General features: G+C 53.1%; 21 protein-coding genes. 19 read left to right on the top strand and 2 right to left on the bottom strand.

Annotated features, from left to right (window positions below):
* The first annotated feature begins 3 nt into the window (after positions 1–3).
* From K7J14_RS08265 to K7J14_RS08245, 5 genes are read left to right on the top strand one after another with little or no spacing between them, the layout of a single operon-like run.
* Positions 4–939, top strand: a complete 936-nt coding sequence (locus K7J14_RS08265) for a PhoH family protein (protein WP_230755201.1) — start codon at positions 4–6, stop codon at positions 937–939.
* Complete coding sequence (locus K7J14_RS08260; RefSeq protein WP_230755199.1) at positions 920–3,181, top strand: HD family phosphohydrolase; 2,262 nt, start codon at positions 920–922, stop codon at positions 3,179–3,181. Before K7J14_RS08265 ends, K7J14_RS08260 begins: the two co-directional genes overlap by 20 nt.
* Positions 3,174–3,644, top strand: coding sequence for an rRNA maturation RNase YbeY (gene ybeY / locus K7J14_RS08255; RefSeq protein WP_230755197.1), 471 nt, complete (start codon positions 3,174–3,176; stop codon positions 3,642–3,644). Before K7J14_RS08260 ends, ybeY begins: the two co-directional genes overlap by 8 nt.
* Complete coding sequence (locus K7J14_RS08250; protein ID WP_230755195.1) at positions 3,644–4,426, top strand: hemolysin family protein; 783 nt, start codon at positions 3,644–3,646, stop codon at positions 4,424–4,426. Before ybeY ends, K7J14_RS08250 begins: the two co-directional genes overlap by 1 nt.
* 4 nt (positions 4,427–4,430) lie before the next feature.
* Entirely contained in the window at positions 4,431–6,404 is a 1,974-nt protein-coding gene (locus K7J14_RS08245; protein ID WP_230755193.1) for a tetratricopeptide repeat protein, read from the top strand.
* An 8-nt stretch (positions 6,405–6,412) separates the two neighbouring features.
* Here K7J14_RS08245 and K7J14_RS08240 read toward each other — a convergent pair whose 3' ends face one another.
* The gene (locus K7J14_RS08240) at positions 6,413–7,666 is read right to left on the bottom strand and encodes a tetratricopeptide repeat protein (RefSeq protein ID WP_230755192.1); all 1,254 of its coding nucleotides are present in this window, start codon (positions 7,664–7,666) and stop codon (positions 6,413–6,415) included.
* A gap of 74 nt (positions 7,667–7,740) precedes the next feature.
* On the opposite strand from K7J14_RS08240, the gene cas2 reads away from it, so the two are divergent.
* The 13 genes from cas2 to K7J14_RS08175 all read left to right on the top strand — a co-directional run bounded on the left by cas2 (position 7,741) and on the right by K7J14_RS08175 (position 21,295).
* On the top strand, positions 7,741–8,058 hold the full coding sequence (gene cas2 / locus K7J14_RS08235; protein WP_230755190.1) for a CRISPR-associated endonuclease Cas2: 318 nt from the start codon (positions 7,741–7,743) through the stop codon (positions 8,056–8,058).
* A gap of 33 nt (positions 8,059–8,091) precedes the next feature.
* Positions 8,092–9,223 (top strand): peptide chain release factor 2 gene (gene prfB, locus K7J14_RS08230; protein ID WP_230755188.1). Its coding sequence is split into 2 segments (ribosomal slippage): positions 8,092–8,163 and positions 8,165–9,223, totalling 1,131 coding nucleotides; the frame shifts between segments, so codons are not numbered across the junction.
* Complete coding sequence (locus K7J14_RS08225) at positions 9,220–9,579, top strand: response regulator transcription factor (RefSeq protein ID WP_230755186.1); 360 nt, start codon at positions 9,220–9,222, stop codon at positions 9,577–9,579. The genes prfB and K7J14_RS08225 overlap by 4 nt, the downstream gene beginning before the upstream one ends.
* Positions 9,566–11,017 (top strand): PEGA domain-containing protein, encoded by a 1,452-nt coding sequence (locus K7J14_RS08220; protein WP_230755184.1) that lies wholly within the window; start codon positions 9,566–9,568, stop codon positions 11,015–11,017. The genes K7J14_RS08225 and K7J14_RS08220 overlap by 14 nt, the downstream gene beginning before the upstream one ends.
* A 4-nt stretch (positions 11,018–11,021) precedes the next feature.
* Positions 11,022–11,903, top strand: a complete 882-nt coding sequence (gene ftsY / locus K7J14_RS08215) for a signal recognition particle-docking protein FtsY (protein ID WP_230755182.1) — start codon at positions 11,022–11,024, stop codon at positions 11,901–11,903.
* Positions 11,903–12,520 carry a hypothetical protein gene (locus K7J14_RS08210; RefSeq protein WP_230755180.1) on the top strand — a complete coding sequence of 206 codons (618 nt, stop codon included), beginning with the start codon at positions 11,903–11,905 and terminating at the stop codon, positions 12,518–12,520. Before ftsY ends, K7J14_RS08210 begins: the two co-directional genes overlap by 1 nt.
* Positions 12,517–13,800: an ABC transporter permease gene (locus K7J14_RS08205; protein ID WP_230755179.1), complete on the top strand. Its 1,284-nt coding sequence runs from the start codon at positions 12,517–12,519 to the stop codon at positions 13,798–13,800. Before K7J14_RS08210 ends, K7J14_RS08205 begins: the two co-directional genes overlap by 4 nt.
* The gene (locus tag K7J14_RS08200) at positions 13,793–14,473 is read left to right on the top strand and encodes an ABC transporter ATP-binding protein (protein WP_230755178.1); all 681 of its coding nucleotides are present in this window, start codon (positions 13,793–13,795) and stop codon (positions 14,471–14,473) included. Before K7J14_RS08205 ends, K7J14_RS08200 begins: the two co-directional genes overlap by 8 nt.
* Complete coding sequence (locus K7J14_RS08195) at positions 14,470–15,804, top strand: FtsX-like permease family protein (RefSeq protein ID WP_230755177.1); 1,335 nt, start codon at positions 14,470–14,472, stop codon at positions 15,802–15,804. The genes K7J14_RS08200 and K7J14_RS08195 overlap by 4 nt, the downstream gene beginning before the upstream one ends.
* Positions 15,804–16,298 carry a UvrB/UvrC motif-containing protein gene (locus K7J14_RS08190; protein WP_230755176.1) on the top strand — a complete coding sequence of 165 codons (495 nt, stop codon included), beginning with the start codon at positions 15,804–15,806 and terminating at the stop codon, positions 16,296–16,298. Before K7J14_RS08195 ends, K7J14_RS08190 begins: the two co-directional genes overlap by 1 nt.
* Entirely contained in the window at positions 16,291–17,400 is a 1,110-nt protein-coding gene (locus K7J14_RS08185) for a hypothetical protein (RefSeq protein WP_230755175.1), read from the top strand. The genes K7J14_RS08190 and K7J14_RS08185 overlap by 8 nt, the downstream gene beginning before the upstream one ends.
* 7 nt (positions 17,401–17,407) lie before the next feature.
* Positions 17,408–19,978, top strand: coding sequence for an ATP-dependent Clp protease ATP-binding subunit (locus K7J14_RS08180; protein WP_230755174.1), 2,571 nt, complete (start codon positions 17,408–17,410; stop codon positions 19,976–19,978).
* Between the two features lie 21 nt (positions 19,979–19,999).
* Positions 20,000–21,295: a valine--pyruvate transaminase gene (locus tag K7J14_RS08175; RefSeq protein ID WP_230755172.1), complete on the top strand. Its 1,296-nt coding sequence runs from the start codon at positions 20,000–20,002 to the stop codon at positions 21,293–21,295.
* A 90-nt stretch (positions 21,296–21,385) separates the two neighbouring features.
* Here K7J14_RS08175 and K7J14_RS08170 read toward each other — a convergent pair whose 3' ends face one another.
* Complete coding sequence (locus tag K7J14_RS08170; RefSeq protein WP_230755170.1) at positions 21,386–22,657, bottom strand: glucose-1-phosphate adenylyltransferase; 1,272 nt, start codon at positions 22,655–22,657, stop codon at positions 21,386–21,388.
* A gap of 128 nt (positions 22,658–22,785) precedes the next feature.
* Between K7J14_RS08170 and K7J14_RS08165 the strand changes: the two genes are divergently transcribed.
* Complete coding sequence (locus K7J14_RS08165) at positions 22,786–25,122, top strand: DEAD/DEAH box helicase (RefSeq protein WP_230755168.1); 2,337 nt, start codon at positions 22,786–22,788, stop codon at positions 25,120–25,122.
* Positions 25,123–25,126: the final 4 nt, after the last annotated feature.

Below are 25,126 nucleotides of genomic sequence, written 5' to 3'. Positions count from 1 at the left end.
CATTTGGATACTGGATACACGATTGTCGTAGGCGATCAGGAACGTCTTTTTTCATTGTGCGGCGTCAACGACGGCAATCTGCGCGCGATTGAAGACTATCTTGGAGCGCCGGTTGTCTCTCGGGGTAATGAACTGAGCGTCGCTTCATCTGACGAGTCCGTTTGCAGGAAATTTCAGATTATCGTCGAGAGGCTTATTTCGTCATACACGGAAACTCCCTGTCCCGATATGATCGCGGCGCTCGTATCGTCCTTAGAGCACGAAACGCCTTCCGAGGAGGCGTACATCCAGATTCCCCATGGAATTAAACGCGTCTATCCTAAAACCGTAAAACAGGCCGAATTGATTCAGCGGCTTCAACGGAACGAAATAGTATTCGCGGTTGGACCAGCCGGAACGGGAAAAACCTTTATCGCGGTAGCGGAAGCTCTTCGTCTTGTCTTGTCGAGGCAGGCGAGGAAGATGGTTCTGACCAGGCCTGTCGTCGAAGCAGGCGAGAGCCTCGGTTTTCTCCCCGGCGACCTTGAGCAGAAGCTGAGTCCCTATCTTCGACCGCTGTACGATTCGATGGAGACCCTTCTTCCGCCGGAAATTTTGCGTAAAATGGAAGATTCGCGGATGATCGAGATGGCTCCCCTGGCGTATATGCGCGGCAGAACCCTGGATCATTGCGTGGTAATTCTGGACGAAGCCCAGAACGCTACACCTGAGCAAATGAAGATGTTCTTAACCCGGCTCGGGGAAGGATCCCGAGCGATAATAACCGGAGATCCAAGCCAGACCGATCTGCCCGGGAGAATGAGCGGGGGTTTGTCTCATGCCCTTGATCTTTTACGAAATATACCTGAGATTGGTATAGTTCAGATGGAGAATCGCGATGTCATCCGCCATCCCTTGGTCAAAAAAATAATACAGGCATATGAACAAGAAAAAAAATAGCCTTTTCGCACATTTGATTTCTCTTGCAGTGCAAACGATACGCGCGAAATTAGCGTTGCTGATACTCTTCTCTTCGGTGTTTGCGATATTGGCGTTTGCGACGTATTTCAGCTTTCTGGAAATGAACGGCTTCCGGCAGGTGAATCTGCTGGATTTCGAGGTAGGTAAAGTCGCAGAACGAGACGTTACCACGTCCCGTGAAATATCCTTCGTAGACGAAAACGCCACCAGAATACGCCGGGAAGCCAGGCAAAAACTGATAACTGCCGTTTTCCGATACGACAACGCGCTCTCCGCGTCGATGCAGAATAATTTTTCATCCTTCGCTCTGTTTTTAACGCAATCGTTCAACGAGTACCGCCAATTTGATCAGTTCATGCTGAATCTTCAACAGGAATATCCCGGCATTCTTGAACAGAAAGAGGCAAAAAAACTGTTCTCGGCTCAAAACAGGGATGACGTGCTGTTGACTGCGCGAAGTCTTTTTAAGCAGCTTGTTAATGAGGGCGTCACGGCCTTTCCCGATGCGGGCATGGAGCGTTTCAACGAACTTGAGGTTGAGGTCGTTCGGTCGCGAAACGACCGTGTCGAACGGCAGGAAGTGCCGATCAAGACTTTGCTGACCAGAGACGGTTTACGGTCCTATGTCGTGAAGTCTCTTTCTCTCATGCAGAAAAAAACTGAACTGGCAGATTTGATTATGCCGCTCTTTTTACCCTTCGTCTCTGAAAACCTGGTGTATCAGGCGGACGAAAGCGAAGCTAAGCTGGAAGCCGCTATCCGCCAGGTTCAGCCTGTGCTGGTTGTTCTCCAAAAGGGCCAGAAAATAATCAAAAGGGGTTTCATTATAACTGATGAAAGCTTCCGCCAGCTTCACGCGCTTGCTAATTCAGGCGTATACATAGATATACGCCAATTCAGCGGTTCCTTGCTGTTTCTGCTTCTTACTATTTTCTTGTCCTTTTATATGTTTTTCACCGCGCTTCCCCAGGAGTTGGCCGAGTTCCGGACGATAGTTCTTTTATGCGTCTTCTTTTCCCTCAATTATCTGATCGTTCTCATCGCGGGGAGAATTCACTTTTTCTCCCTTCCCCTGGATATGGTTATGATCATTCCGTCGGCCATGATCGCCATGCTGGTGACTATATTGATAAATCAGCGCGTCGCCGTGCTGTTCTCCGTGATTTTGGCGTGCGGATCTTTGATCGCCTCGAATTTCACTCTGGCTCCCGCCTTGTTTTCCCTGTTTTCTGGCATCAGCGGCATCGCGGTGATGCGGGTATCGGGAAAGCGCATCGATCTTGTTAAATCTGCCTGTATTCTCGCAGTATTGAATCCTCTTCTTGTTGTCTTTTTAAGCGTTGTATTTCCCTCCTCATCGAGGGATGCGTGGACTCCGGTATTCGGATCTTCGATAAACGGATTCATGAGCGGCATATTCGTGCTCGGTTTTTTGCCGATCATCGAATCTCTTTTAAATACTTCGAGCAGCTTCAGATTGATGGAGTTTTCCGATCTTAATTCTCCCATCATGAAAAAAATGCTGCTCTCGGTTTCCGGGACGTATAATCATTCCATCATGGTAGCGACTCTGGCAGAGAGCGCGTGCCGCGAAATAGGCGCCGATCCCCTCATCGCGCGAGTCGGGGCGTATTATCACGACATCGGAAAAATGGATCAAAGCGAATATTTCGTCGAAAATCAAACGGATTACAATAAGCACCTGGACATCAATCCGAGGCTATCGGCGACAGTCATCCGCAGCCATGTGAAGCAGGGCATCGAAAAAGCGCGCCAGCTGCGGCTCCCCAGAGAAATCATCGATATTATCTCCGAACACCACGGCAACAGCCTGATCACCTATTTTTATAACGAAGCGAAGAAGCTTGACGATTCAGTCGATCCCGAAGATTTCACGTATCCCGGAAATCCTCCTAAAACGAAGGAGTCCGCCGTCGTCATGCTGGCGGACGTCGTAGAAGCCGCGTGCCGCACATTGGACAAGCCGTCCGTTCCGCGTTTGGAGAAATTCATCGGAGAGCTAATTTCACAGAAGATCAACGCCCATCAATTGGATTCCTCTGAATTGACATTCCGCGACATCGGAATCATAACGCGAACATTTGTGAATATTCTGGCCGGATATTATCATTCAAGAATCGAGTATCCGAACCAAAAAGATCCGGATGCCCAGGAACAAAAGATAAAAGACCTAATCGGTAAAGGGAAAAGAAATGAGTAACAAGATCGAAGTATCGTCGGACGAAGCGCTTGCTGAACCTGTTTGGATAACCGGGGTTGAACCATTTATTCAGAAAGTGTTCAATCGTCTCGATATCGATCAGTGGGAGTTGTCGGTATTGTTCTGCCATGACCCCTTTATCGCCGATCTCAACAAGCGCTTCAGGGATATAGAAGGTCCGACGGACGTTCTTTCATTCGAACAGGGAGACGAGTACATCGACGACGACGAGGTTACCTGGTTCAACGCCGGAGACATCGTGATCAGCGTAGACGCCCTTGCCCGGAATTGCGAGGAATTCAACGTGTCGATGAACGACGAACTCAAACGGCTCCTCGTCCACGGCATTCTGCACCTGGACGGCATGGATCATGCGGACAATTCTCCGGAACAGGAAATGCTTCAATTCCAGGAGCACCTGCTCTCCGGTTTTTCTTCGATATCATTGGTTGGTGAATCGTAATGGACATTCGCGCTTTTTTTAAAAACAAAAAGAATGCAGATCCGGTGCTGGATCTCAAAGAAAGCATAGCCGAAAATTTAAACGAAGAAAAACGCGATATGATCAAGGGAATCGTAGATCTATCGGAGACGTCTGTCAAAGAAGTAATGATTCCGAGAATCGACGTGGATTTTCTGCCCTTTGAAACTTCGGGAGACGAACTGTTGACCCGAGTAGCCGAGAGCGGCCATTCGAGATTCCCCGTGTACAGGGATTCCATCGACAACGTCATCGGCGTGCTCTATGTGAAAGATCTCATCAAGCTGTCATCGCGTAAGGAACCGATCGAGCTTGAGAAAATTGTACGCAAGCCTTTTTTCGTTCCCGAATCGAAACGCATAGACTCCCTTCTGCGGGAATTTAAAAGACGGCATGTCCATATCGCGATCGCCGTCGACGAGTACGGCGGCGTTTCAGGCATAGTCTGCATGGAGGACATCATCGAAGAAATCGTCGGAGACATTCAGGACGAATTCGACAACGAACGCGAGGATATCCTTTCGATAGGCGAGGGCTCGTGGCTGTGCGACGCCCGCATGAATCTCGACGAATTGTCTCCGATTCTCGGAGAGGAGTTTCCTGAAAACGAGTTCGACACGCTCGGCGGTTTCGTTTTCGATCTGTTCGGGAAAATCCCGGTAAAATTCGAGAAGGTTTCATGGAAGAACTTCGATTTCGTCATCCAGGATATGGACGGACATAGAATAAATACGGTGAAAATAGCGAAGCAAAAGGAAGGTTGATTCCGTGAAACGACTGATCGCTCTGTTCTTTCTATCGATGTTATGCTCGGTAATCGCAGCCGACGCGGTTGATTTGTTCGAAAGAGCCCGTCGTTATCAGGACAGCGAGGATTGGTATTCAGCGATCGAGGCATATCAAGAATCGCTGCGCGTCAATCCGAACCATAAGGAATCATATGCAGGTTTGGCCGAATGCTTCTACTCATTGGGAGAGTTCGTTCAATCGCTCGATCAGATAGAAAAGGCGGCGCGATTCGGCAAGGACGATCCGATGCTGCTGAATCTGAAGGCGTTCAATCTGGTAGGTTTGGGAAAACTTGACGATGCACGCGTTCTTTTTTCCCGAATCCTTACGATTTGGCCGAACGATGTTCAAGCAAGGTTCGGCAAAGCAGAAATCGAATTAGCCTTGGGACGCACGTCGAGCGCTGCAGGCCTGTATCAGGAAGCCCTGCACCGACAGCCTGAAAACAGAAAGGCCTTGCTATCCCTCGCGCTCGTGAGCCTTGAAAGCGGCAAGGGCGAACTTGCCCGGGACTACATTCAAAAAGCCCTGCGTTTTCACGGCGAAAATCCTCAAGTGTTTTACATAGCCGGGTATCTCGCAGCAAGGGACGGCCAATACGGAGAGGCAGAAAACAGGCTTAGATCGGCCCTTGCCCTTAAGCCAGAGTATGAAGAAGCCGAAGAACTTCTCTCCGCTCTATTATTTTCTCAAAAAAGGTATGCGGAAGTTTCCGAGCTTTGCGATAAACGAATCGAACGCGATAGAAACATTTCAAACGCCTGGTATATGAAGGCATTGGTGCATCAGCTTTCCGGCAGAACCGACGATGCGATACGGGCAGCCGCCGTCGGAGTTGAAATAGATCCTTCCGACGAGATTCTCAGGGCCTATCTTGAAAATCTCGTCATCGACCATGCACCCCTCGAAGATACCTCCCGTTCTAAATGGGCAAAGTGGCATGGAGACCGGGCGCATCAATTCCTCGATAAAAACCTTTCGGACCAGTCCCTATTCTCCTTCCGCCGGGCGTTGAAGATCGATCCGTACAATGTAGCGCTCCGGAAGTCTTATGCTTCTTTGCTGTTGTCGCGGGGGCTTCCATCCCGCCATGTGGAACAGCTGGAGTTCATCCAGTCCCTGGTAAAAAGCGACAGAACCGTGAACGATTCGGTTGAATCTTATAAGAAAATGCTTCAATCCTCTGTTCAAAACAGATGGAAGATCGATCCGTTATATTTGTCGAAGTCGCATATACAGGTAGGCTTGTATTTCGTCTCCGACCCGGAAAATATTCTTCATCCCGAGGCGGATAAAATTACGACCCGCATGTTGGCTGAAACGCTTTCCTACAATCAACGCATCAAGGTGCGATATTCAGAGATTCCGTCTGAAAGCTATTCGGAAGCTTTTCGGGCTTCCCGCACCTCCGGCGACGATTATTTTGCCATGCTTGAGCTGAGGGAAAACGATCAGGACCTTTCGCTGGTCCTGGACGTGTATGTTTCCAGAACGGGAGCTCTGGCTGAGCGGTTCACCGTGTTCAGAACCGGAAACGATCGGTACTCCTCGTCGCTCAGGCGCATGGCTCAAGCGCTCACCCAAGCTCTTCCCGTCCGCGCGGCCGTCGTCGGAAGATACCAGTCGGATGCGGTTATTGATCTGGGAAAAACGGACGGAATTAAAAAAGGCGACAAATTTGAGATTCTCGCTCCGGGGAAGGCAAGGGTCTCAAATGAAGGCTTCGGTCTTGAATACGCTCCCGAGTCGATAATCGGTACAATTACGATTGCTGAGGTCGACGAGGATGTGTCTTTGGGAAGGATCGATCGCAACGGCGTGTTCGATCGGGTAAAAGCAGGCGATACCGTTATTCCCTCGGTCGAAAAAGAAAAGGATCCGGCTTCGGCCGAGCGTCTTGCCGGTGAAGAAATGAAAAGTCCTCTGTTCGCTTTATTGCGGTCGATCAGATAATCGTCGTTTCATCGCGCAGCTGTATTCCGCGATGAAGAGGCCATGAGTTCGAGAGAATATTGAATCCATTCCTGCGATTTTTCATATACGCTTTCACGGATGAGCAAAAATTCCAATAGCGCTTTCTCGGGTCTTCCTGAATAATAGTGAGCCTGGCCGAGATAAAACCTTGCCCGGGAGGCGACTTCGGGAGACCTTCGTATCGAAAGAAATGTTTCTATTTCAGCGCATGCATCTTCCCAATTCGATTGAATAAAACTCGTTTCGATTATTTTTCGTAGAGCCAGTTCTTCGCCTGCTCCCTGAAACGGCCCCTTTTCCGCGGGAAACACGTAGGGCATGCGCGCTTTGATTTTCTGCCGATCCGCCATTTCCGCGATCTCGCGTATCATTCGCTCCGTGGCCGTTGAAAATACAATTTTTTCCCGCGCCAACGATTGAGAGGGGTTGAGCCACGGCAGCGGCATCGGGCGCACAGCGGGAAGCGGTTTTCTGGAAAGTCCGATGTACAGAACCGGAATTTCAACCGGAATCCGGTTCGTATTCGATCCGTCCAAAAATGAAATAGCCCCGCTTCGTAAAAGATCCTCGTCCAGCATTGCATAGAAAAAAGGTATTCCCGGCACCGGGTAGTCGACGAAGGGCATGTTCGTGTCGATGAAGGAACCAACCACTACAGCCTGAGCAAGATCGGAGATCCCGGTAAAGGGAGCGGTAGAACGGTACAACACAAGCTGTTTGCCCGGGACGGACGCCTTCCATGTGATAATAACGGACTCGTTTCGCGTCATGACGTCGAACGACGAGAAGACAGCGGGAACTTGTGCGGCGGATCCGCCTGAAGCCACCGGTATCAGCAATGAATTGCCGGCCGGGATGAACAAGCCGAATTCTCCCCCGTCGGGGTTTGTGGAAAGCACCGCGTAATACCATGATTCTCCCGGTTCTATCGCTTCCGACCATTCGGTTGAGTCGGGCGAGAGCCGGGCGCGCTGTTCCGCCGAAAACCATGAAATCGATGAAATCGGCTTGTCCGATCTGAGAATGACGAATCCGCCGGCGGGCGTCGGCGGGCTGTTCCATGAAAGGCTGACAACTGTTTCGGAAATAGAGGCGCGAAGATCGGTAACCACGGGAGCGGGCGGTACGGTTCTGTCGAAATCTTCCGTACGCGCATCGTCCGGTAAAATCGAAGGATCGGCTTCCTGCGAAAAGAGCGGAACAAGCAGCGCAATATACGTCAGCATAACGATTTTTTTCATCAGAATCTCCGTCCTTTTATTTTCGCAGTTAATTGATGATTTGACAAGATAATTTCTTTCCCGTATTCTAGGCTATGTTTGTATCTGTTGTTCTCGATCCCGGCGGGGAGGAATCAGCGCGTCAATTAGCGGAAATACTTGCGACCTGGGGCTTTGAAAAAGTTCAGCGGGCGTGTTGGGAATCGGTCTCGATTTCCGAGCATTCCGCCGCTCAATTGAAGCAGGAGATCGATAGGGTTACCGATTACTACGATTCGGTTCGGCTCTATCAGTTTCCGGTTGATGGAGCAATGGCCGTCACCGTTTTGTCGAAGAAAAAATGGAAGAGGATACTCGTAAAACCTCCTGTTCCGCCTTCTCCCGGCCGCGCAAAAACGAGCGGAAGGGCATAAATCAAATACTATCAGAGCAGAGGAGTTTAGATAATGATATTAGAAGAATGCAAAGCGCCGGTTTATGAATTAAAAACCGCAGTCGATGAAATCTGGGGGCGTCTTTGACCCGGATACCATTCGCGAAAAAATAGCGGAAAAAGAGGATTTTTCCGCGTCCCCGGGTTTTTGGAACGATCAGAAGAAAGCTGAAAAAACCATGGCCGAACTCAAGAGTCTGAAGGCGCGAATCGAGCCCTGGAGCGTTCTTCGCACCCAGATCGCCGATTTGGAAGCCCTGTACGAACTCGCCGAGGAATCCGGCGACGATTCGCTGGTTCCTGAAATCGAACAGGGCTTGAAGGCTTCTCGAGAACGATTCGAAAAACTCAATATTCTCAATCTGCTTTCCGATGAAGTCGACCGAAACGGCGCCTGGCTATCCATACATGCCGGAGCGGGCGGCACGGAAGCCTGCGATTGGGCTCAGATGCTCGCGCGCATGTACGTCCGCTGGGCGGAGCGGCGGGGTTTGAAAATAGATACGGTCGATATTCTCGAAGCCGACGGCGGCATTAAATCCGTGACCTACCAGATAACCGGAGAATACGCGTTCGGCTATTTGAAAGGCGAGTCGGGCGTTCATCGTCTGGTGCGCATCAGTCCTTTCGACGCCAATGCGCGCCGGCATACTTCTTTCACCTCCGTCCATGCGTTCCCGATTCTCGACGACACCATCGAAGTCGATATCCGCCCTGAGGATCTCCGCGTTGATACGTATCGTGCGGGAGGAGCCGGAGGCCAGCACGTCAATAAAACCGATTCTGCAGTACGCTTTACGCACCTTCCGACCGGCATCGTCGTAGCATGCCAGTCCGAACGCAGCCAGATCATGAATAGACAGACTGCGATGAACATACTGAAAGCCAGATTATACGAGTATTACAAGGAGAAGAAAGAACAGGAAAACCAGAAATTTTCCGCCGAAAAAAAGGATATTTCCTGGGGTAACCAGATACGTTCCTATGTGTTTCAGCCGTATACCATGGTCAAGGATCTCCGCACCCGCCACGAAACCGGAAATATACAGGCCGTCATGGACGGAGACCTGGATCCCTTCATGGAAGCGTGGCTTAACAGCAAATGGAAAGGATTGCCGCTGGAAGGAGACGACGAAGATTTATGATCGCAGTGCTGAGCAGGTCCAGGTTTCTTGCCGATGAGATTTCTCTGAATATCGCGGGAAGGAAGGTTCTCTCCTGTCTTTCCGCTATATCAGAAGATTCGACAGCCGAATCGCTCTCTTGGCTGAGCGGAACATTATCCTCTTCGAATGTTTTCGCCGTTTTTTACGAATCTCTTTTTTTCGTAGATCCCGCTCCCCTGAAATCGCTCAGCCCTTCGACTCATTTCATTTTCATTTCATCGCCGGGAGAAGAAGACCTCGTTGAAAAAGCGCTTTCATGCGGGGCTTCCGCCTTCGTTCAAAAACCTTTCTCCTGTCCCGATATTCCCGGAGTTCTCGACCTTGTCTCTCATTAGGCGCATTTCGCCGGCCGTCCTGGCTTTCTTGTTCGTTTCCCGGCTTTGCGCGCAAGACGCTTGGGTTATCGCGGCCGAAGAGTTCTCTTTGACGGAACCGAATCCCCTCTATGCTCCGTATTCGAAGGCTATTCCGTCTCTCCTTCTCGGCAGGATCTCTACCGTGTCGTCCCGCATGGTGCTTCCCGACGAATTGCAGGCCAGGAAGCTGAAAGAACTGTCGGACGCAAAGCTGGCCCTCGTCAAATCCCGTTCGGATCTGCTTCTAAGCCGGGATAAGATTCTGTTCTCCGCCGAAGACGATTCCGAAAAAGAAAAAAAACGACGGAAGGCGGCGGATGATATCGCCGCAAAACAAGCTGAAATCGATGCAAAATCGAAAGAAATCGACGTATTCCTGTCCGACCCGTCTCCGCAAACTTCGATGCGAAAGATCGGTCTTTGGAAGGACGGAAATCAATACTGGACGAGAAAAGAAGGGGCAAGCCTTGCATCGGAGTTGAAAGCCGCCGGCGTATCGGCCCTCTTGACCGGAACCGTCGAAGACATTGCCGGCTATGCTTGCGTATCCGCCTCGTTTCAAACAGGTTTGCCGGGTTTACCGGCAGAACCCGTAGTGGCCGCGGGCGCCTGGGAAGACCTGGACCAGCTCGTTACGTTGCTCGCCCTCAGATTGACGCCGACTCTGTCGAATCGCCCCTCTGTTGTGCTTCGAATCAAGGCGGACCCCGCGGAAGCCCGAGTCTTTCTGGACGGTTCATTGCTGGATATTGCAGACGGAGAAGTCCGCACCCATGAGGGCGAACATGTTCTGCGCGTCGAGGCTCCGGGCTACCGTTCAGCCGAAAAGAAGGCGGCTTTTTTCGATGCGTCCGAGTTCGATGTTGCCATTTCCCTCGAACCCCTGCAGACAGTGCAGGTCGCTTTCAATCCTGGTTCCCTCGATTCGACCGTTTATATTCACGATAAGACGCTGAAAACCGATTCTTCATCCGTGCTTGATCTTGTCCCCGGAGAAGCGGTCGGCAACATCGAAACTGGGAACGTCCGCACCTGGTTCGTTCTCGACATCCCGTCAACCGAGCAGGAAGACGCGTTCGAAGCGCAGGTGAGACTCAATAAAACGAACACTGAAAAACGCATGGAAAAGGCGCGCAAAACCTTTTATTGGTCGCTGGGCGCGCTCTATCTTTCGCTCCCGCCGACGTTGATGCTTCAGGGGAAAAGCCTTAATATGTATCGGGCATACAACGAGGGCAGGCTGGAGCAAACGGCGGATATCGCCGAATCGATCAATGCGTGGACTCAGGCCGCCGCCGTTTCCCGGGGGGTCAGCATCGGACTGGGAATCAATCTGGCCGTTCAATTGGTCAGATATATTTTGGCGGCCGAACAGGCTGTCCCGCGCAGAGCTTCTTTCTCCGCCGAAAAGGAATAGGGTGATGGCTGGTACTTCTTTTGCACAGAAATTGAAACGCTTTTTCGGGCTTCACGGCAGCATGGACGATGCTTTCTTCGAAGATCTCGCCGACGCCTTGATAGAGGGCGATTTCGGAGCCAGGGCGGCTTTTGAAATCGTGGAGACGCTGGAGAAACGCTGCAAAACCGAGGGCTTAACGGAAAAATCCGAAATTCTGGGGAAGCTCGGGGAGCTGTTGGCTCCGGATGTCCGCGAATGTTCTCTGGTTCCTGAAATCGGCAAAACGAATGTGTATCTTCTTCTGGGAGTCAACGGAGTAGGTAAAACCACCTCAGCCGCGAAGATGGCCCATGCCTACAACGCCCAGGGATATGTGCCAGTCGTATTGGCCGCCGCCGACACCTTCCGCGCCGCGGCCATCGAACAATTGCAGCTTCACGGCGAGCGTCTTTCGCTGAGGGTCGTCGCCCAGGCGCACGGAGCCGATCCCGGCGCGGTGATATACGACGCCGCCGAAGCGGTCCGCTCGCAGGGCGGCGGCTTGGTGATCGCCGACACGGCTGGCCGGCTGCACAATAAGGACAATCTTGTCCGGGAACTCCAGAAAATCGACCGCATCGCCGCATCGCGCTCGGACCACGGCTGCTATAAAAAGCTGCTCGTGCTCGACGCGACCACCGGTCAGAACGGATTGCGCCAGGCGGAAGTCTTTCACGAAGCCGTCGGCGTCGACGCCTTGATATTGACGAAATACGACTCCACCGCACGCGGAGGCGTCGCGCTCGCGGCGGGGAGGGAGTTGGGGCTTCCCGTCGCCTTTGTCGGCACCGGAGAAGGCTACGGAGATTTTTCCCGGTTCTCGGCATCGAAATATCTTGACGAGTTCATCGGACTGACAGAGTGATGAAATCTATTCTGCCTCTTGCCTCGGCTTGCTTCGTTCTTTTCTCCTCATTTTCCGCATTTTCACAGGAGAACGCACAGCCGTCCTATGCGAGAACCGGACGAGATTCGACCATTCTCGTCACGGGCGACGAATGGATTCTTGAAGAGTACGATCAATTAACCCGGCCGTCGTCGGCGTTGACCTGGGTGAATAACGCGATTACCGTAGAAACCTCCTGGGTCTATGAAGGAAACAGCTCTATTCCGACCTTCCGCATAGATACGAAGGAAACGGAAACGATAGAACAAAAATGGGATTCCGCCGGAAATCCCGTTTCCCGCGAAAGCAAGGACGCCGAAGGATCGATTCTTGAACGGGAATCGTGGACCTGGGACGAACAAAACAGGTTGACCTCGTACGAAAAATCGGCCGGCGCGGTTGTTACGCGCAAGGAAATCCGCTACAGCGACGAGCCGTACCTTAAGACGGTGGATTTTTTCCGGAATTCCGCGATGCAAAGCAGATCCGTATACACGGATGAAGACGACTGGACGGAAACTATTTATAGAAACGGCCTGGAGATTTTAACTATCGAATGGGTCGACGGCATTCGAACCGGGATGGTTTCCCGATGAGATTACGCCTTGCCGACGCGCGTTGGATATCTTTTACCGCCCGAAGATTCGGATCGGTCGATTACAAGGGCCGATCCGCCGTGACGAGCCTTCTTTCGGTATTGGGCATCGGCTTCGGAGTCATGACCCTCATTGTCATTTTATCCGTGATGAACGGATTTCAGATGGGTTATATCGAGAGCATCCTTGAATTCAGCTCCGCCCATGTCCAGGTCGAAGGCGCGGATCCCGGTCCGATCGAGATTATAGGCCTTCCCGGTGTACGGACGGCGTACCAATACAGCGAAACGCAGGCTCTGATACGGGGCAGGTATAGCCGTGAATCCGGCGTGCTCCTGAGGGGCATTCCGGAAGATTTGCCGTCGATCGACGCCGGTTTTAAAAACAAAGTCGAAATGCAGACGGGCTCGTTTTCTCTCGAATCACCTTCGTCGATCCTGCTCGGATACGAGCTTGCCCGGCTTATCTCCGTGCGCACGGGCGACAGGGTGTCTCTCGTCGCGGTTGCCGGAGGAGCGGACACGGACTTGTTTCCTGAAAACGCCGAGTTCATCGTCCGGGGATTATTTAAAACCGGCTATTACGAAATCGACAGCTCCTTCGCGCTGGTGAGCCAGGAGGCCGGCTTGCTTCTCGGCGGCGGATCGAACATAAAAACGGCGGTGAAATTAAACTCTCTCGAACGAGACTCGGCCTTTATTCGCGAGCTCTCCTCGATGTATCCCGGCGCTAAGATCCGTTCCTGGCGCGACTACAATCGGGCGTTTTTCAACGCCTTGCGCATAGAAAAGAACATGCTTCTTTTTTTGACTGTATTGATTTTTCTCGTCGTTACGGTGAATATCTACAACGCAATGCGCCGGTCCGTCTATGAACGAAGGGAAGAGATCAGCGTATTGACTGCGATGGGAGCCGCTCCGAAACACGTCCAATACGTATTCGTTTTTAACGGTTTGGGAATCGGGCTTGCCGGCTCGGTCATCGGCCTTCTTTCAGGTTTGCTCGTCTCGGTGCGCATCAACGATTTTTTCTCCTTCGCAGAAACCGCGGTGAACGGAATACAGACCTTCGTTTCGGCGCTCCTGCTTTCCGCTCCGGGCTCTTCGTTCACTTTGTTCAGTCCCGATTATTTTTACATGGATGAAATTCCCGTCCGCATTCTTTTCCCTGAAGTCGTTTTCGTGTTTTTATTCGGAGTATTTTCAGCATCCTGCGCTGCATGGCTGGCGAGCCGTGCTATCACGCGGCTGAAACCGGCGGAGGTCCTTCGGTATGAGTGATATAGTTCTGGAATTGCAGGACGTTTCAAAAACCTATCCCAGCGAAGCCGAAGTGCTGCGCATATTGAACGGCGCGAGCCTTGCGCTCTCCAGGGGCGAGAAAATCGCGATAACAGGAGAGTCGGGATGCGGTAAGAGCACCCTTCTCAATATCATCGGAGGGCTGGATACTCCGGATGCAGGAACGATACAGGCCGGTTCCTTTTCGGTTCATGCCTTGAGCGAACGCGATCTTGCGCGGTATAGAAGCTCGTATCTCGGGCTGGTGTTTCAGTTCCATTACCTGTTAAAGGATTTTTCCGCCCTCGAAAACGTGATGCTGCCTGCTTTCATGGCGGGCGTATCCCGGAGGGAAGCTCTTGAGAGGGCGAAAGAGCTGCTTGCAGACGTCGGTTTGGAACACCGGCTGCATCATTTCCCTTCGCAATTATCGGGCGGAGAGAGGCAGCGGGCAGCCGTCGCCCGGGCCCTGGTGAACAGGCCTGCATTAATGCTCGCCGACGAGCCGACGGGAAATCTCGATCCCGCGAACGCTCTGATGATCCAGGATGTGCTATTCTCGGCCGCCGATCGTCACAACGCTTCGCTGATCATCGTCACTCACGATCCGGCTATGGCTTCGCGGGCCGATCATCTGTATCGGCTTCAGGAAGGAAGGCTGGTCCGCTCATGAGAATGGGTGTCTCGGTTCTTTTCGCGCTGCGCCTTATGGGAATCGGATCACGGCTTTCGCTCTCTAACGCCCGCAAGAGTTTGATAGGCGCCGTGGCGGGAATCGGAATCAGCCTCGTTCCGCTCATCGCGGTTCTCGTCGTAGCCGACGGCATGATTGAAGGCATTTCGGGGCGCATTATCGAATTATCCTCGGGCCATCTGCGAGTCGCCGATTATTCGGGACTTTCGGACGCTTCAGGGGATGCGGGCGCTCTTGAGTCATTGAGAGCCGAACTGCCCCGGTATTCGGCCTCGATTGCGGACGCCGCGGCAGAACGCCAGGGGCTCGGAATCGCCATCGGGCCGAAGGGAAGAAGCGGTTCGACGATTCGCGCCGTGTCAGATGCTTTCTTTACCCGATCCTTCGGATCGGACGGATTCCTCCGCGTGGTTGCGGGAACGGGCGGGGCTCCTGAACAGGGCGAAGCCGTCATCGGAGAGAAACTTGCCGAAACTGTCGGCCTCGCTCCCGGAGACCGCATCAGGCTGCTCACCATACATCGAAGCCCTTCCGGCAAGGAAACGCCGAAGTTCGCCTCGAGAACAGTGCGCTCGGTCGTTTCCTCAGGCTATCAGGAGCTCGACGCGCTGTGGGTTTTCGTGCCCTTCGCCTCGGACTCAAGCATCCTCGATCCGGACACTGCTCATTCCTTCATCAGCGTGTATACGGACGATCCCTACGGCGATTTGTCCGGCGTCCGGGATGAACTTCTCGGAAGTCTCCCCGACGGATTCGATTGCTATACCTGGAAGGAATTGAACAGATCCCAGCTTCAGTCCTTCAATACAACGCGCATCCTCCTGCTGTTCATCATGTTTCTCATATTGTGCATAGCCTCGGTGAACGTTTCTTCGGCCCTGGTTATGACCGTAATGGAAAGGCGGAAGGAAATCGCGATACTGAAAAGCATCGGCGCTCATCCGTCGGACATCGCCTTCGCCTTCGTTCTGGCCGGCTTCTTCACGGGGCTGGGAGGAGTCGTCGCGGGCCTTCCGCTGGGAATCCTGTGCGCATTGAACATCAACGAGATTTTTTCGTTTTTGGAGCAGGTTTTAAACGGCATTTCGGGATTCGCCTATGCGTTGGGCTCTTCTTCCTCGTCGGCCCCTCCCGCCGCAGTCAAGCTGCTCGATCCGGCGTATTATATTCAGGGCATACCCGTTCGGCTCGATGCGGCCGAACTGTATCTCGTGGCGGCCGGAACCCTGCTGCTTTCTTCGCTTGTTTCGATTTTTCCGGCTTTGAGGGCGGGATCGGAAAAACCGCTCGATACCTTAAGGAAGGTGTGATGAAGTGCGATATTTGCAGGCGTAAGTCCGCCGTTATTTTCGTTCAACAGGTTTCGCGGGACGGATCGATCGAATTGCATTTATGCGAAGAATGCGCCCGCGAGAGGGGTTTCACCACCGGCGAAAGCAAGATGGATATATCCCTGGGCGGCATATTTTCCGGAATAACCGAAGGTTCAGCCGATGCGGGAAAACTCATTCCCTCCTGTCCCCAATGCGGTACCGCGCTTTCTGAAATACGAAAAACCGGCCGCGCAGGCTGCGCGGAATGCTATCATGCATTTCAAGCGGAAATCATCGGCATTCTGCGCAAGGACGGCATAGACTTCTCCTATACAGGCCCGCTTCCCGCAATCCATGAAGCCTTTCAAAACGAACGGGTCGCTCCGGAAAACATGCGCGAAGAATTGAGAAAGGCGATTGAACGCGAAGATTACGAGTTGGCGGCGTATTATCGGGATCGAATACGGGCGCTCGGAGATAAAAATGACTAACGGCGTATCCCCAAAAGACGCATGGTACACCTGCGACGGTCCGGATTCTGACGTATGCCTTTCTTCGCGCCTTCGCTTGGCGAGAAACCTGGGCGGCTTCGTCTTCCCGGCCGTTCTCAAATCCGATGAAGCCGAGCGCATACAATCCCTCGTGTTCGACGCGTTCAATCATGTGGATGAAGTCGACCTCTATCAGATGATTCGACTTTCCGGCATAGACGGTCCGGGACGCAAGATTCTCGCGGAGCGCGGCCTTCTGGAAACCGGAGCTGGAAGCGAACCATGGAAAGCGGTAATACTCCGCGAAGACGGAGTGCTTTCGGCCACGGTGAACATCGAGGACCATCTCAGAATCGCGGCCTACCAGCCGGGTTTGTCGCTGAAGACCGTATTCGATCTGGCAACCGCCCTGGAAGGTAAAATGCAGGAGCGCCTCCATTTCGCTTCTCTCGCCGGTTTCGGGTACCTTGCTTCTTCGCTGTCGAACACGGGTTCCGGCATGAAGATTTCAGCGCTTTTAAATCTTCCGGCTCTTGAAATGACCGGACTGATCGAGCGGGTGATCCGGGAATTCCTTTCCCAGCAATACATAATCCGCGGGTATTACGGAGCCGGCCGGGACTCCGCCCAATCTCAGGTTGCGTCGTTAGGGGCTCTGTATCACATTTCCAACGCGTCGGCGGGAGTCGGAACCATCGAGTCCCAATTGGCCTTCATGGAGCAGGGGGCGGCAAAGCTTGTCGAGCTTGAGCGCAAAGCTCGCGAAGACCTGTGGGCCCGGCGGAAAACAGAGGTCGAAGACGCGGTTTTCCGTGCTATCGTCACCGCGAAATACGCCCGTTTCATCAGTTTAACCGAGGGCGTATCCTTGCTCGGGTCCTTGAGGCTCGGCCTCTATCTGGGTCTTGTGACCGGAGTTCTGCACCGCGATTTAACGGCCCTGCTGTATCGAATACAAACTGCCCATATCGGTTTTGTTATTTCGTCGACCGGTATTATTATTGAAGAGGACATAACGTCGGAAGAAATGAAATTAGACCGGTTGAGAGCTATGGTGATTCAGGAAGTGCTTAAAACCGCCGACATACACGAGAGGAGATAGCCGCCATATGTTTAAGGGATTGTCGCAACGGGCTCAAAAGCTGTTAACCATACTGGGACAGGAAGAAGCGAAAAGATCTAACGCCGATCAGCTTCTTCCCGAGCACATTCTGCTCGCCCTCGTCCGCGCGGCGGACAGCACCGCGTTCTCCGTATTGCAGGGGCTGAAAATCAATATTCTCGCACTGCAGCTTCAGCTTGAACAGGCGCTTCCCGCCCGCGTCGGAACCATCGTCTTCGGCGATATTCCTCCCTCCAGGCGACTGCGGGGCATGCTGGACGCAGCCTCGATCGAAGCGCGCACGCTACGCCATGATTATATCGGAACCGAACATATTCTTCTTGCCTGCATCAGGGAATCCCAGAGCGTGATGAACCAGTTTTTCGAGCAGGAAACGATAACGGTGGACGAAGTACGCCAGTTGATTCTCGAAATGACCAGCGCCCGGGACGTTACAGTCGTAACCCGTCCGAAACGGCCCTCGCAGAACGAAACCGCCAATCAGAGAAACGCGAGCCTGCTTCAGGAATTCAGCCGGGATTTAACCGCGATGAGCAGGGAAGGGCGCCTGGACCCGGTCATAGGCCGTGAAAATGAAATCAAGCGGATGGTGCAGATACTTTCCCGGAGAAATAAAAATAATCCGGTTCTCGTAGGAGAGCCGGGTGTCGGAAAAACCGCCATTGTAGAAGGCCTCGCCCAGCGGATAGTCGCCGAAAAAGTTCCCCATAATCTGGTAGGAAAGCGCCTTCTCGTTCTCGATCTCGCTTCCGTAATAGCCGGAACGAAATATCGGGGCGAGTTCGAGGAACGGCTGAAAAGGATCATGAAAGAAATCGCGGAAGCCGGCAACATAATTCTTTTTATAGACGAGCTTCATACGATTATCGGAGCCGGCGGAGCCGAGGGCGCGATGGACGCTTCCAACATGCTCAAACCAGCCTTGGCCCGCGGCGATTTGCAGTGCATCGGAGCGACCACTCTCGCCGAATATCGAAAGTATTTCGAAAAAGACGCGGCTCTCGAGCGGAGGTTTCAAACTATCCTCGTCCATGAAAGCGACCCTGCCGACACCTTGAAGATACTAAAGGGTATTCGTTCGCGCTATGAAACCCATCACTCGGTCGTGTATACGGAAGAAACCCTTCAAAGCATCGTTGATCTTTCCCGGCGCTACCTTACGGACCGTTTTTTCCCGGACAAGGCCATTGATGTCCTCGACGAAGCCGGTGCCATGAAGAAAATCGAGGGCGACGTACGTCCGGACGAATTGAATACGCTCGAACAGCGGATCAACGAACTTGCCGAACAGAAGAAAGAGTTGGTTCAAACGCAGAATTACGAGCGCGCCGCCCTGATACGGGATGAAGTACGCCGTTTAAAGAGCGAAATCGAGGATATCCGTGCCAAATGGCAGAATCCCGAGCCTGCCTCGGTCAATACGGTGACTCCTCAGGATATCTGCGATGTAATCTCCGTAATGACCGGCATTCCTGCGAGCGCGTTGAACGAGTCCGAGTCCGTACGGCTTGTAAACCTGGAAAAAGAGCTCCATCAGACGATCATCGGGCAGAACGACGCCATATCCGTCATAGCGAGCGCGATCAGGCGCTCGCGGGCGGGCATTTCCTCGACGCGCAGGCCGATGGGCTCGTTCATCTTCCTCGGGCCCACAGGAGTCGGAAAAACCCTCCTCGCTAAAACGCTTGCAAAATTTTTGTTCGGCGCCGAAGACTCCCTTGTTCGCATAGACATGAGCGACTATATGGAGAAGCACAACGCGTCCCGCCTGGTCGGCGCTCCTCCCGGCTATGTGGGCTTCGAAGACGGAGGATTATTAACGGAAAAAATCCGACGGAATCCGTACGCGGTGATCCTTCTAGACGAGATAGAAAAAGCTCACCCGGATGTTTTCAATCTGCTCCTGCAGGTGCTCGAGGAAGGCGAACTAAAGGACAACCTCGGACATACCGTCAACTTCCGCAATACGGTCATCATCATGACGAGCAACGCCGGCGCTCGACTCATCAACCGCGAGAACCGCCTCGGCTTCTCGCTCGGGCGGGACGGAGTGATGGATTATGAAGAAATTCGATCGAGCGCGATGAGCGAACTCAAGCGTCTTTTCAATCCCGAGTTCATCAACCGCATAGACGATATCATCGTGTTCAACGCGCTTACCCGGCCCGAGATCGCGTCGATCCTGAAAATACAGATCGGAGAGCTGCAATCAAGGCTGTCTGAACAGAAAATCGCTCTCGATCTCAAGCCCGCCGCCCGTTCGTATCTCGTCGAAAACGGATATGAGCCTTCCATGGGCGCTCGGCCCATGCGTCGCCTGATTCAAAAGGAAATCGAGGATCCGCTTTCGCTGTTGATCATTTCAGGACAATTGCAGCCCGGAGATACCGTCCGCGTGGACGGCCGCAGCGGAAAGCTGGCGATCAGCGTGAAAAAACCGCTGTTGCCGGTTTTGCGCTCGGATTCCGCCTCGCCGACTGACTCTTTGCGCAGCAGGGACGAGGATTTATCGGGAGTTCCGGAACACGAAAACGAAGAGCCGTGCACAAAGAGATGATAATTTGATATACTCGTTTTCATGAATTTTTCCTCGTTCGGTAAAAAATTGACCGGAGATTCCGGAATTCTGAGGCTTATGGATGATTTGGGACGCCCGCTGCCCGAGGGCGTCGTTCCGCGGATGCTGGGCGGCGGCAATCCCGCGCGCATAACCAAGGTGGAACAGGCCTACCGGCGTGAAATGGAATCGCTGTTGGCCCGTCCGGATGAGTTTGAAAACGCGATCAGCAGATACGACGCTCCTCAGGGACGCATTCGATTTATCGAATCCCTCGTCGGCTTTTTCCGCGGCCAGTACGGTTGGGACATAGGACCGGAGAACATCGCCATAACGAACGGCAGCCAGTCCGCCTTTTTTTATCTCTTTAATCTTTTTTCCGAGAACGGAAAGGAACGGAAAACCATTCTGTTTCCCCTCGTTCCCGAGTACGTCGGGTACGCCGATCAGGGCATAGACCCGGACACCTTCGTAACGCTTCCTGCCAGAACAACCAACGACGACGAACATACCTTCAAGTACAGGATCGATTTGCCCTTGGTTACGGAATATCTCGCCGATCATCCGGAAGTAGGGGCTCTGTGCGTTTCCCGGCCGACGAATCCGACAGGAAACGTTCTAACCGATGACGAAATCCGCGCCCTTGCCCGATTGGCCGCCCGGCACGGAATTCCGCTTATGATCGACAACGCCTACGGAATGCCGTTTCCCGACATCATATTCCCGGACATGCTGGACGGAACGCCTGCGCCCTACTGGGACGAACACACGATTTTATCGATGAGCCTCTCGAAAATCGGCCTGCCTTCGCTGCGCACCGGAATCGTGATTGCCTCTGCGGAAATCGTCCGGGCGATTTCTTCTCTCAATTCCATCGTCGCCCTTGCGTCCGGGTCGCTCGGCCAGGTACTCGCCGAAGGGATGATTCTCAGCGGGGAGCTCAAATCTCTCGCGAGCGATGTCGTTCAGCCCTTTTACCGCGGAAAATCGCGAGAAGCCCAGGCCTGGGTTTCCGAGTTCTGGGAAGGCAGGCCCTGGCAGATTCATCGCAATGAAGGATCTATTTTTCTCTGGCTCTATCTTCCAGATCTGACTATTCCGGCAATCGAGTTATACGCTCATCTGAAAAGCAGGGGAGTCGTGGTCGTTCCGGGCGAGTATTTTTTCTTCGGCCGCGAAAAGGGCTCCGACGCAGAACAATCTTGGAAAAACCACCCGCATCGCGAAAAATGCCTCCGACTGAATTATTCCCGGCCAGCGGAAGAGGTTCGGGAAGGTTTGCGAATCATTTCGGAAGTCTCCGGAATATACCGGTAAATAAAAAAGGTTTGCGCCGGCGTCCCGAATTGTATTCGGACGCTTCGAACGCAAACCTCTATTTCAATTTCAGCCGTCGGCTTTGAGCCTTTAAATCACAGTTCCGTCCGGTACGCAGGCGTTCTTGGTGATGACATAGATGCCGTCCACCACATGATACCAGCCGTAGTCTCCGTCTTCGGGAATCTTTCCCATTCCGATCGAGACGTCTTTTCCTATTCTTGCGTTTTTGTCGATGATCGATCTGCGTATTACGCAGCGTTCTCCGATTCCGATGTTGGGAATTTTCTTCGCCGCGTTGTCCGCTTTTTCGGAATCTGTTTCGTAACAGTCCGCGCCCATGCAGATTACGCCTTCAAGATAGGATCCGCTTTCTATTATCGAGCGGATGCCGATCACAGAGCGCTTAATCGTGGCGTTAGTGATGACGCATCCTTCGGAGGTGGTAACCTGGTCGAGAGTCGCCATATTCACTTTCGATGACGGAAGGTTTCTGTTATGCGTGTAGATCGGAGCGTCTTCGTCGTAAAAATTGAATTTCGGCGTTATTCCAGTGAGATCGAGCGTCGCATCGTAAAAGCTTCTGATCGTTCCGATGTCTTCCCAATATCCGTCGTAGACATAGGCGTTGACCGCGTATTTTTTTATTCCCTCGGGGATGATTTCTTTGCCGAAATCCGTGAGCGTATTGTTCAAGGATTCTTCCATGACGTTTGCATTGAAAATGTATATGCCCATGGAAGCGAGGTAGTCCTTCCCTTTCACGGCGCCGGGAGTCCGGGTTTCGTCGGGAATGATCCATTCGGATATATCCTTTGTCGAACCGGGTTTCTCCATGAATTCGGTGATTTTATTGGTTTTGTCCGCCTTCAATATGCCGAATCCGGATGCGTCGGCGCGATTGACCGCCGTACACGCTATGGTGATGTCTGCTCCGGATTCTTGGTGCTTTTTGAGAAATTCGGCCAGGTCCATATGATACAGCTGATCGCCGGAAAGAATGATGTAGTGGGTCGGCTTTTGCGTTTTAAAGTGCATGAAGTTTTTCCGCACCGCGTCTGCGGTTCCCTCGTACCAGCCGGAGTGTTCGAAGGTTTGTTCTGCCGCAAGAATCTCTACGAAGCCGCCTGAAAACGAATCGAAGTTATACGCGTGCGCCACATGCATATGCAAAGACGCCGAGTTGAACTGTGTCAAAACATAAATCTGATTGAATCCCGAGTTGATGCAGTTCGATATCGGAATATCGACGATTCTATGCTTTCCCCCGAACGGTACGGCCGGTTTTGATCGTTCCTTTGTTAATGGATACAGGCGGGTTCCTTTTCCGCCGCCGAGAATTATCGAGAGGACTTTTGACACGATGATCTCCTTCAAGTTGTTATCAAGCAGTCTAGATTATACTCCCGCCGTCGGCGGTCTGCCACTTTAAAAAGCGGCTTAACCGGTTTAGATATTCACTTTTTTTGTCGCTGTGCTATACTCCCCTCATGACTACCGAGGACTCTCTTTCCCGCATTCTCTCCGATCCCGCGTTCGCTCCCTACATCGGGAACATTCAAAAGATTCCCGCGAAGGACGGAATACTGGTTCCCTTTCCGGAAAATCTGGATCCCCGGCTTGAAGAGTCTTGCCGCGACCGGGGAATGAAGCAGCTGTACTCTCATCAAAGGGAATCCTGGGCCTCGGTACGCGGAGGATCGCACACAGTCATCGTAACGCCGACTGCATCCGGAAAAACGCTTTGCTACAACCTGCCCGTCATGCAAACCCTTCTCGAGAATCCGGACGCCCGGGCCCTCTATCTTTTTCCGACTAAGGCGCTGAGCCAGGATCAGCAGAACGAAATCAACGGAATGGTCGGCAATGTAGAGCGGGGCGGCGGCCTGGAAGGGAGCCGCATTCCCTTGCGAGTGTGCATCTACGACGGAGACACTCCTCAGTCGCTGAGAAACGACGCCCGGGACAAGGGACGCATCATCATATCGAATCCTGATATGCTCCATTCGGGAGTTCTGCCCAATCACACCAGATGGATCCGCTTTTTTTCCAACCTCAAATTCATCGTGATCGATGAAATGCACATGTACCGGGGTATTTTCGGCAGCCACATGGCGAATCTGCTGAGACGCCTGTTGCGTGTCGCGCGATTCTACGGCTCCGAGCCTGTATTCATCCTGTGTTCCGCCACGATCGGCAATCCCGGCGAGCTTGCGGAAAAACTGATCGGAGCGCCGGTCAATCTCATTGATAAAAACGGCGCGCCCTCGGGAGAGAAAACGGTTATTCTGTACAATCCGCCGCTCGTGGACGCGGTGCAGGGCATCAGGCGCAGCGTCATGAACGAAAGCCAGCGCTGGGCCCTGTCCTTTCTGAAGGCAGGGATTAAGACGATACTGTTCGCCCATTCGCGGGTGAAAACAGAGGTGATCGCCTCCTACATCAACGATTCGCTCGCGAACGTGTTCAATCAGAACCATGGCATCACCGTCGTTCCGTACCGGGGCGGACTCTTGCCGCTGGAACGGCGAAAAATCGAAAAAGGACTGCGCGAAGGCGATATTCAGGGCGTCGTGTCCACGAACGCGCTTGAGCTGGGCATCGATATAGGAGGCCTCGACGCGGCCGTCGTCGCAGGCTTTCCCGGTTCGTTCTCCTCCTTTTGGCAGCAGGCGGGCCGCGCAGGCAGGAGACGGGGGGCCTCTGTCGCCGTATTCATCGCTTCGGCTTCTCCGCTCGATCAATACATTATGAACCATCCTGATTATTTCTTTGCGCGCCCCCAGGAGACCGCCTGGCTCGATCCCGATAATCCCTACGTTATTTCGGACCATATCAAATGCGCGGCCTTCGAACTGCCGTTTACCGATGCGGAGCTTGAACGCGGCGGCTTCCCTGAAACCGCCGCAACTGAAATTCTTGAATATCTGCAGGAGGACGGCATTCTCCGCCATACCGGAGGCAGGTGGCACTGGTCGGACCGCTCCTATCCGGCGGAAGCGGTCAGCCTCCGTTCCGCTACTGCCGACAATGTCGTCGTAGTGGACATGACGAAGGGCCGCAATGCGGTGATCGGCGAAATGGACCGGCCTTCAGCGCGCGAGCTGCTTTTTCCGCGGGCGATCTACATCCACCTGGGACGCCAATACGTCGTAACTTCTCTCGACATTCCGAACCGGCGCGCCGAAGTCGAGGAAACCGAGGTTAATTACTATACCGATGCGGTGGTGAAAACGGACATCAAGGTTTTGTCGGAAGACGAGCGCATCGAACCTGCGCCGCAAGGATCCGAGGTGATTCTCGGAGATCTGTTAGTACGGACCCAGGTGTCCAAGTTCAAGAAAATTCGATTTCATACGCACGAGAACATCGGTTTCGGAGAAATCGCTCTCGATGCGGAAGAGCATGAAACGCGCGGCATGATCATTTTGATGCCCGAAGCCCCGGACAGCCCTTTATATCCTCCGGGATACGCAGAACTCGACGAAGCCGCAAGGGCAGAGGCCTTGTCCGGCATCGGCTCGATTCTGCGTTCAGTAGCCCCGTTCTTTCTGCTGTGCGACCGCCGCGACATAGGCTTTGCCCCCCGTGTGCGCGATCCTCATTTCGGCTGCCCCGCGCTCTACGTGTTCGACTCGGCTCCCGGGGGGTCTGGGCTGTCCGAGGCTCTGTCCTTGCGCCTTCCCGAGGTATTCGCCGCGGCTTCCGAGCGGGCTCGCACCTGCGGCTGCGATTCCGGATGTCCGTCGTGCATCGGAGTACTTGCGACCGGAGCGGAGGTTAAGTCCGCCGCGGTCTCCCTTCTTGCCGCGCTTTCGGGAAGTTGAACCG

This window comes from Teretinema zuelzerae, from assembly GCF_021021555.1.
In the GTDB taxonomy this organism is placed as follows: domain Bacteria; phylum Spirochaetota; class Spirochaetia; order Treponematales; family Treponemataceae; genus Teretinema; species Teretinema zuelzerae.
This window is presented reverse-complemented; position numbering and strand designations above follow the sequence as displayed.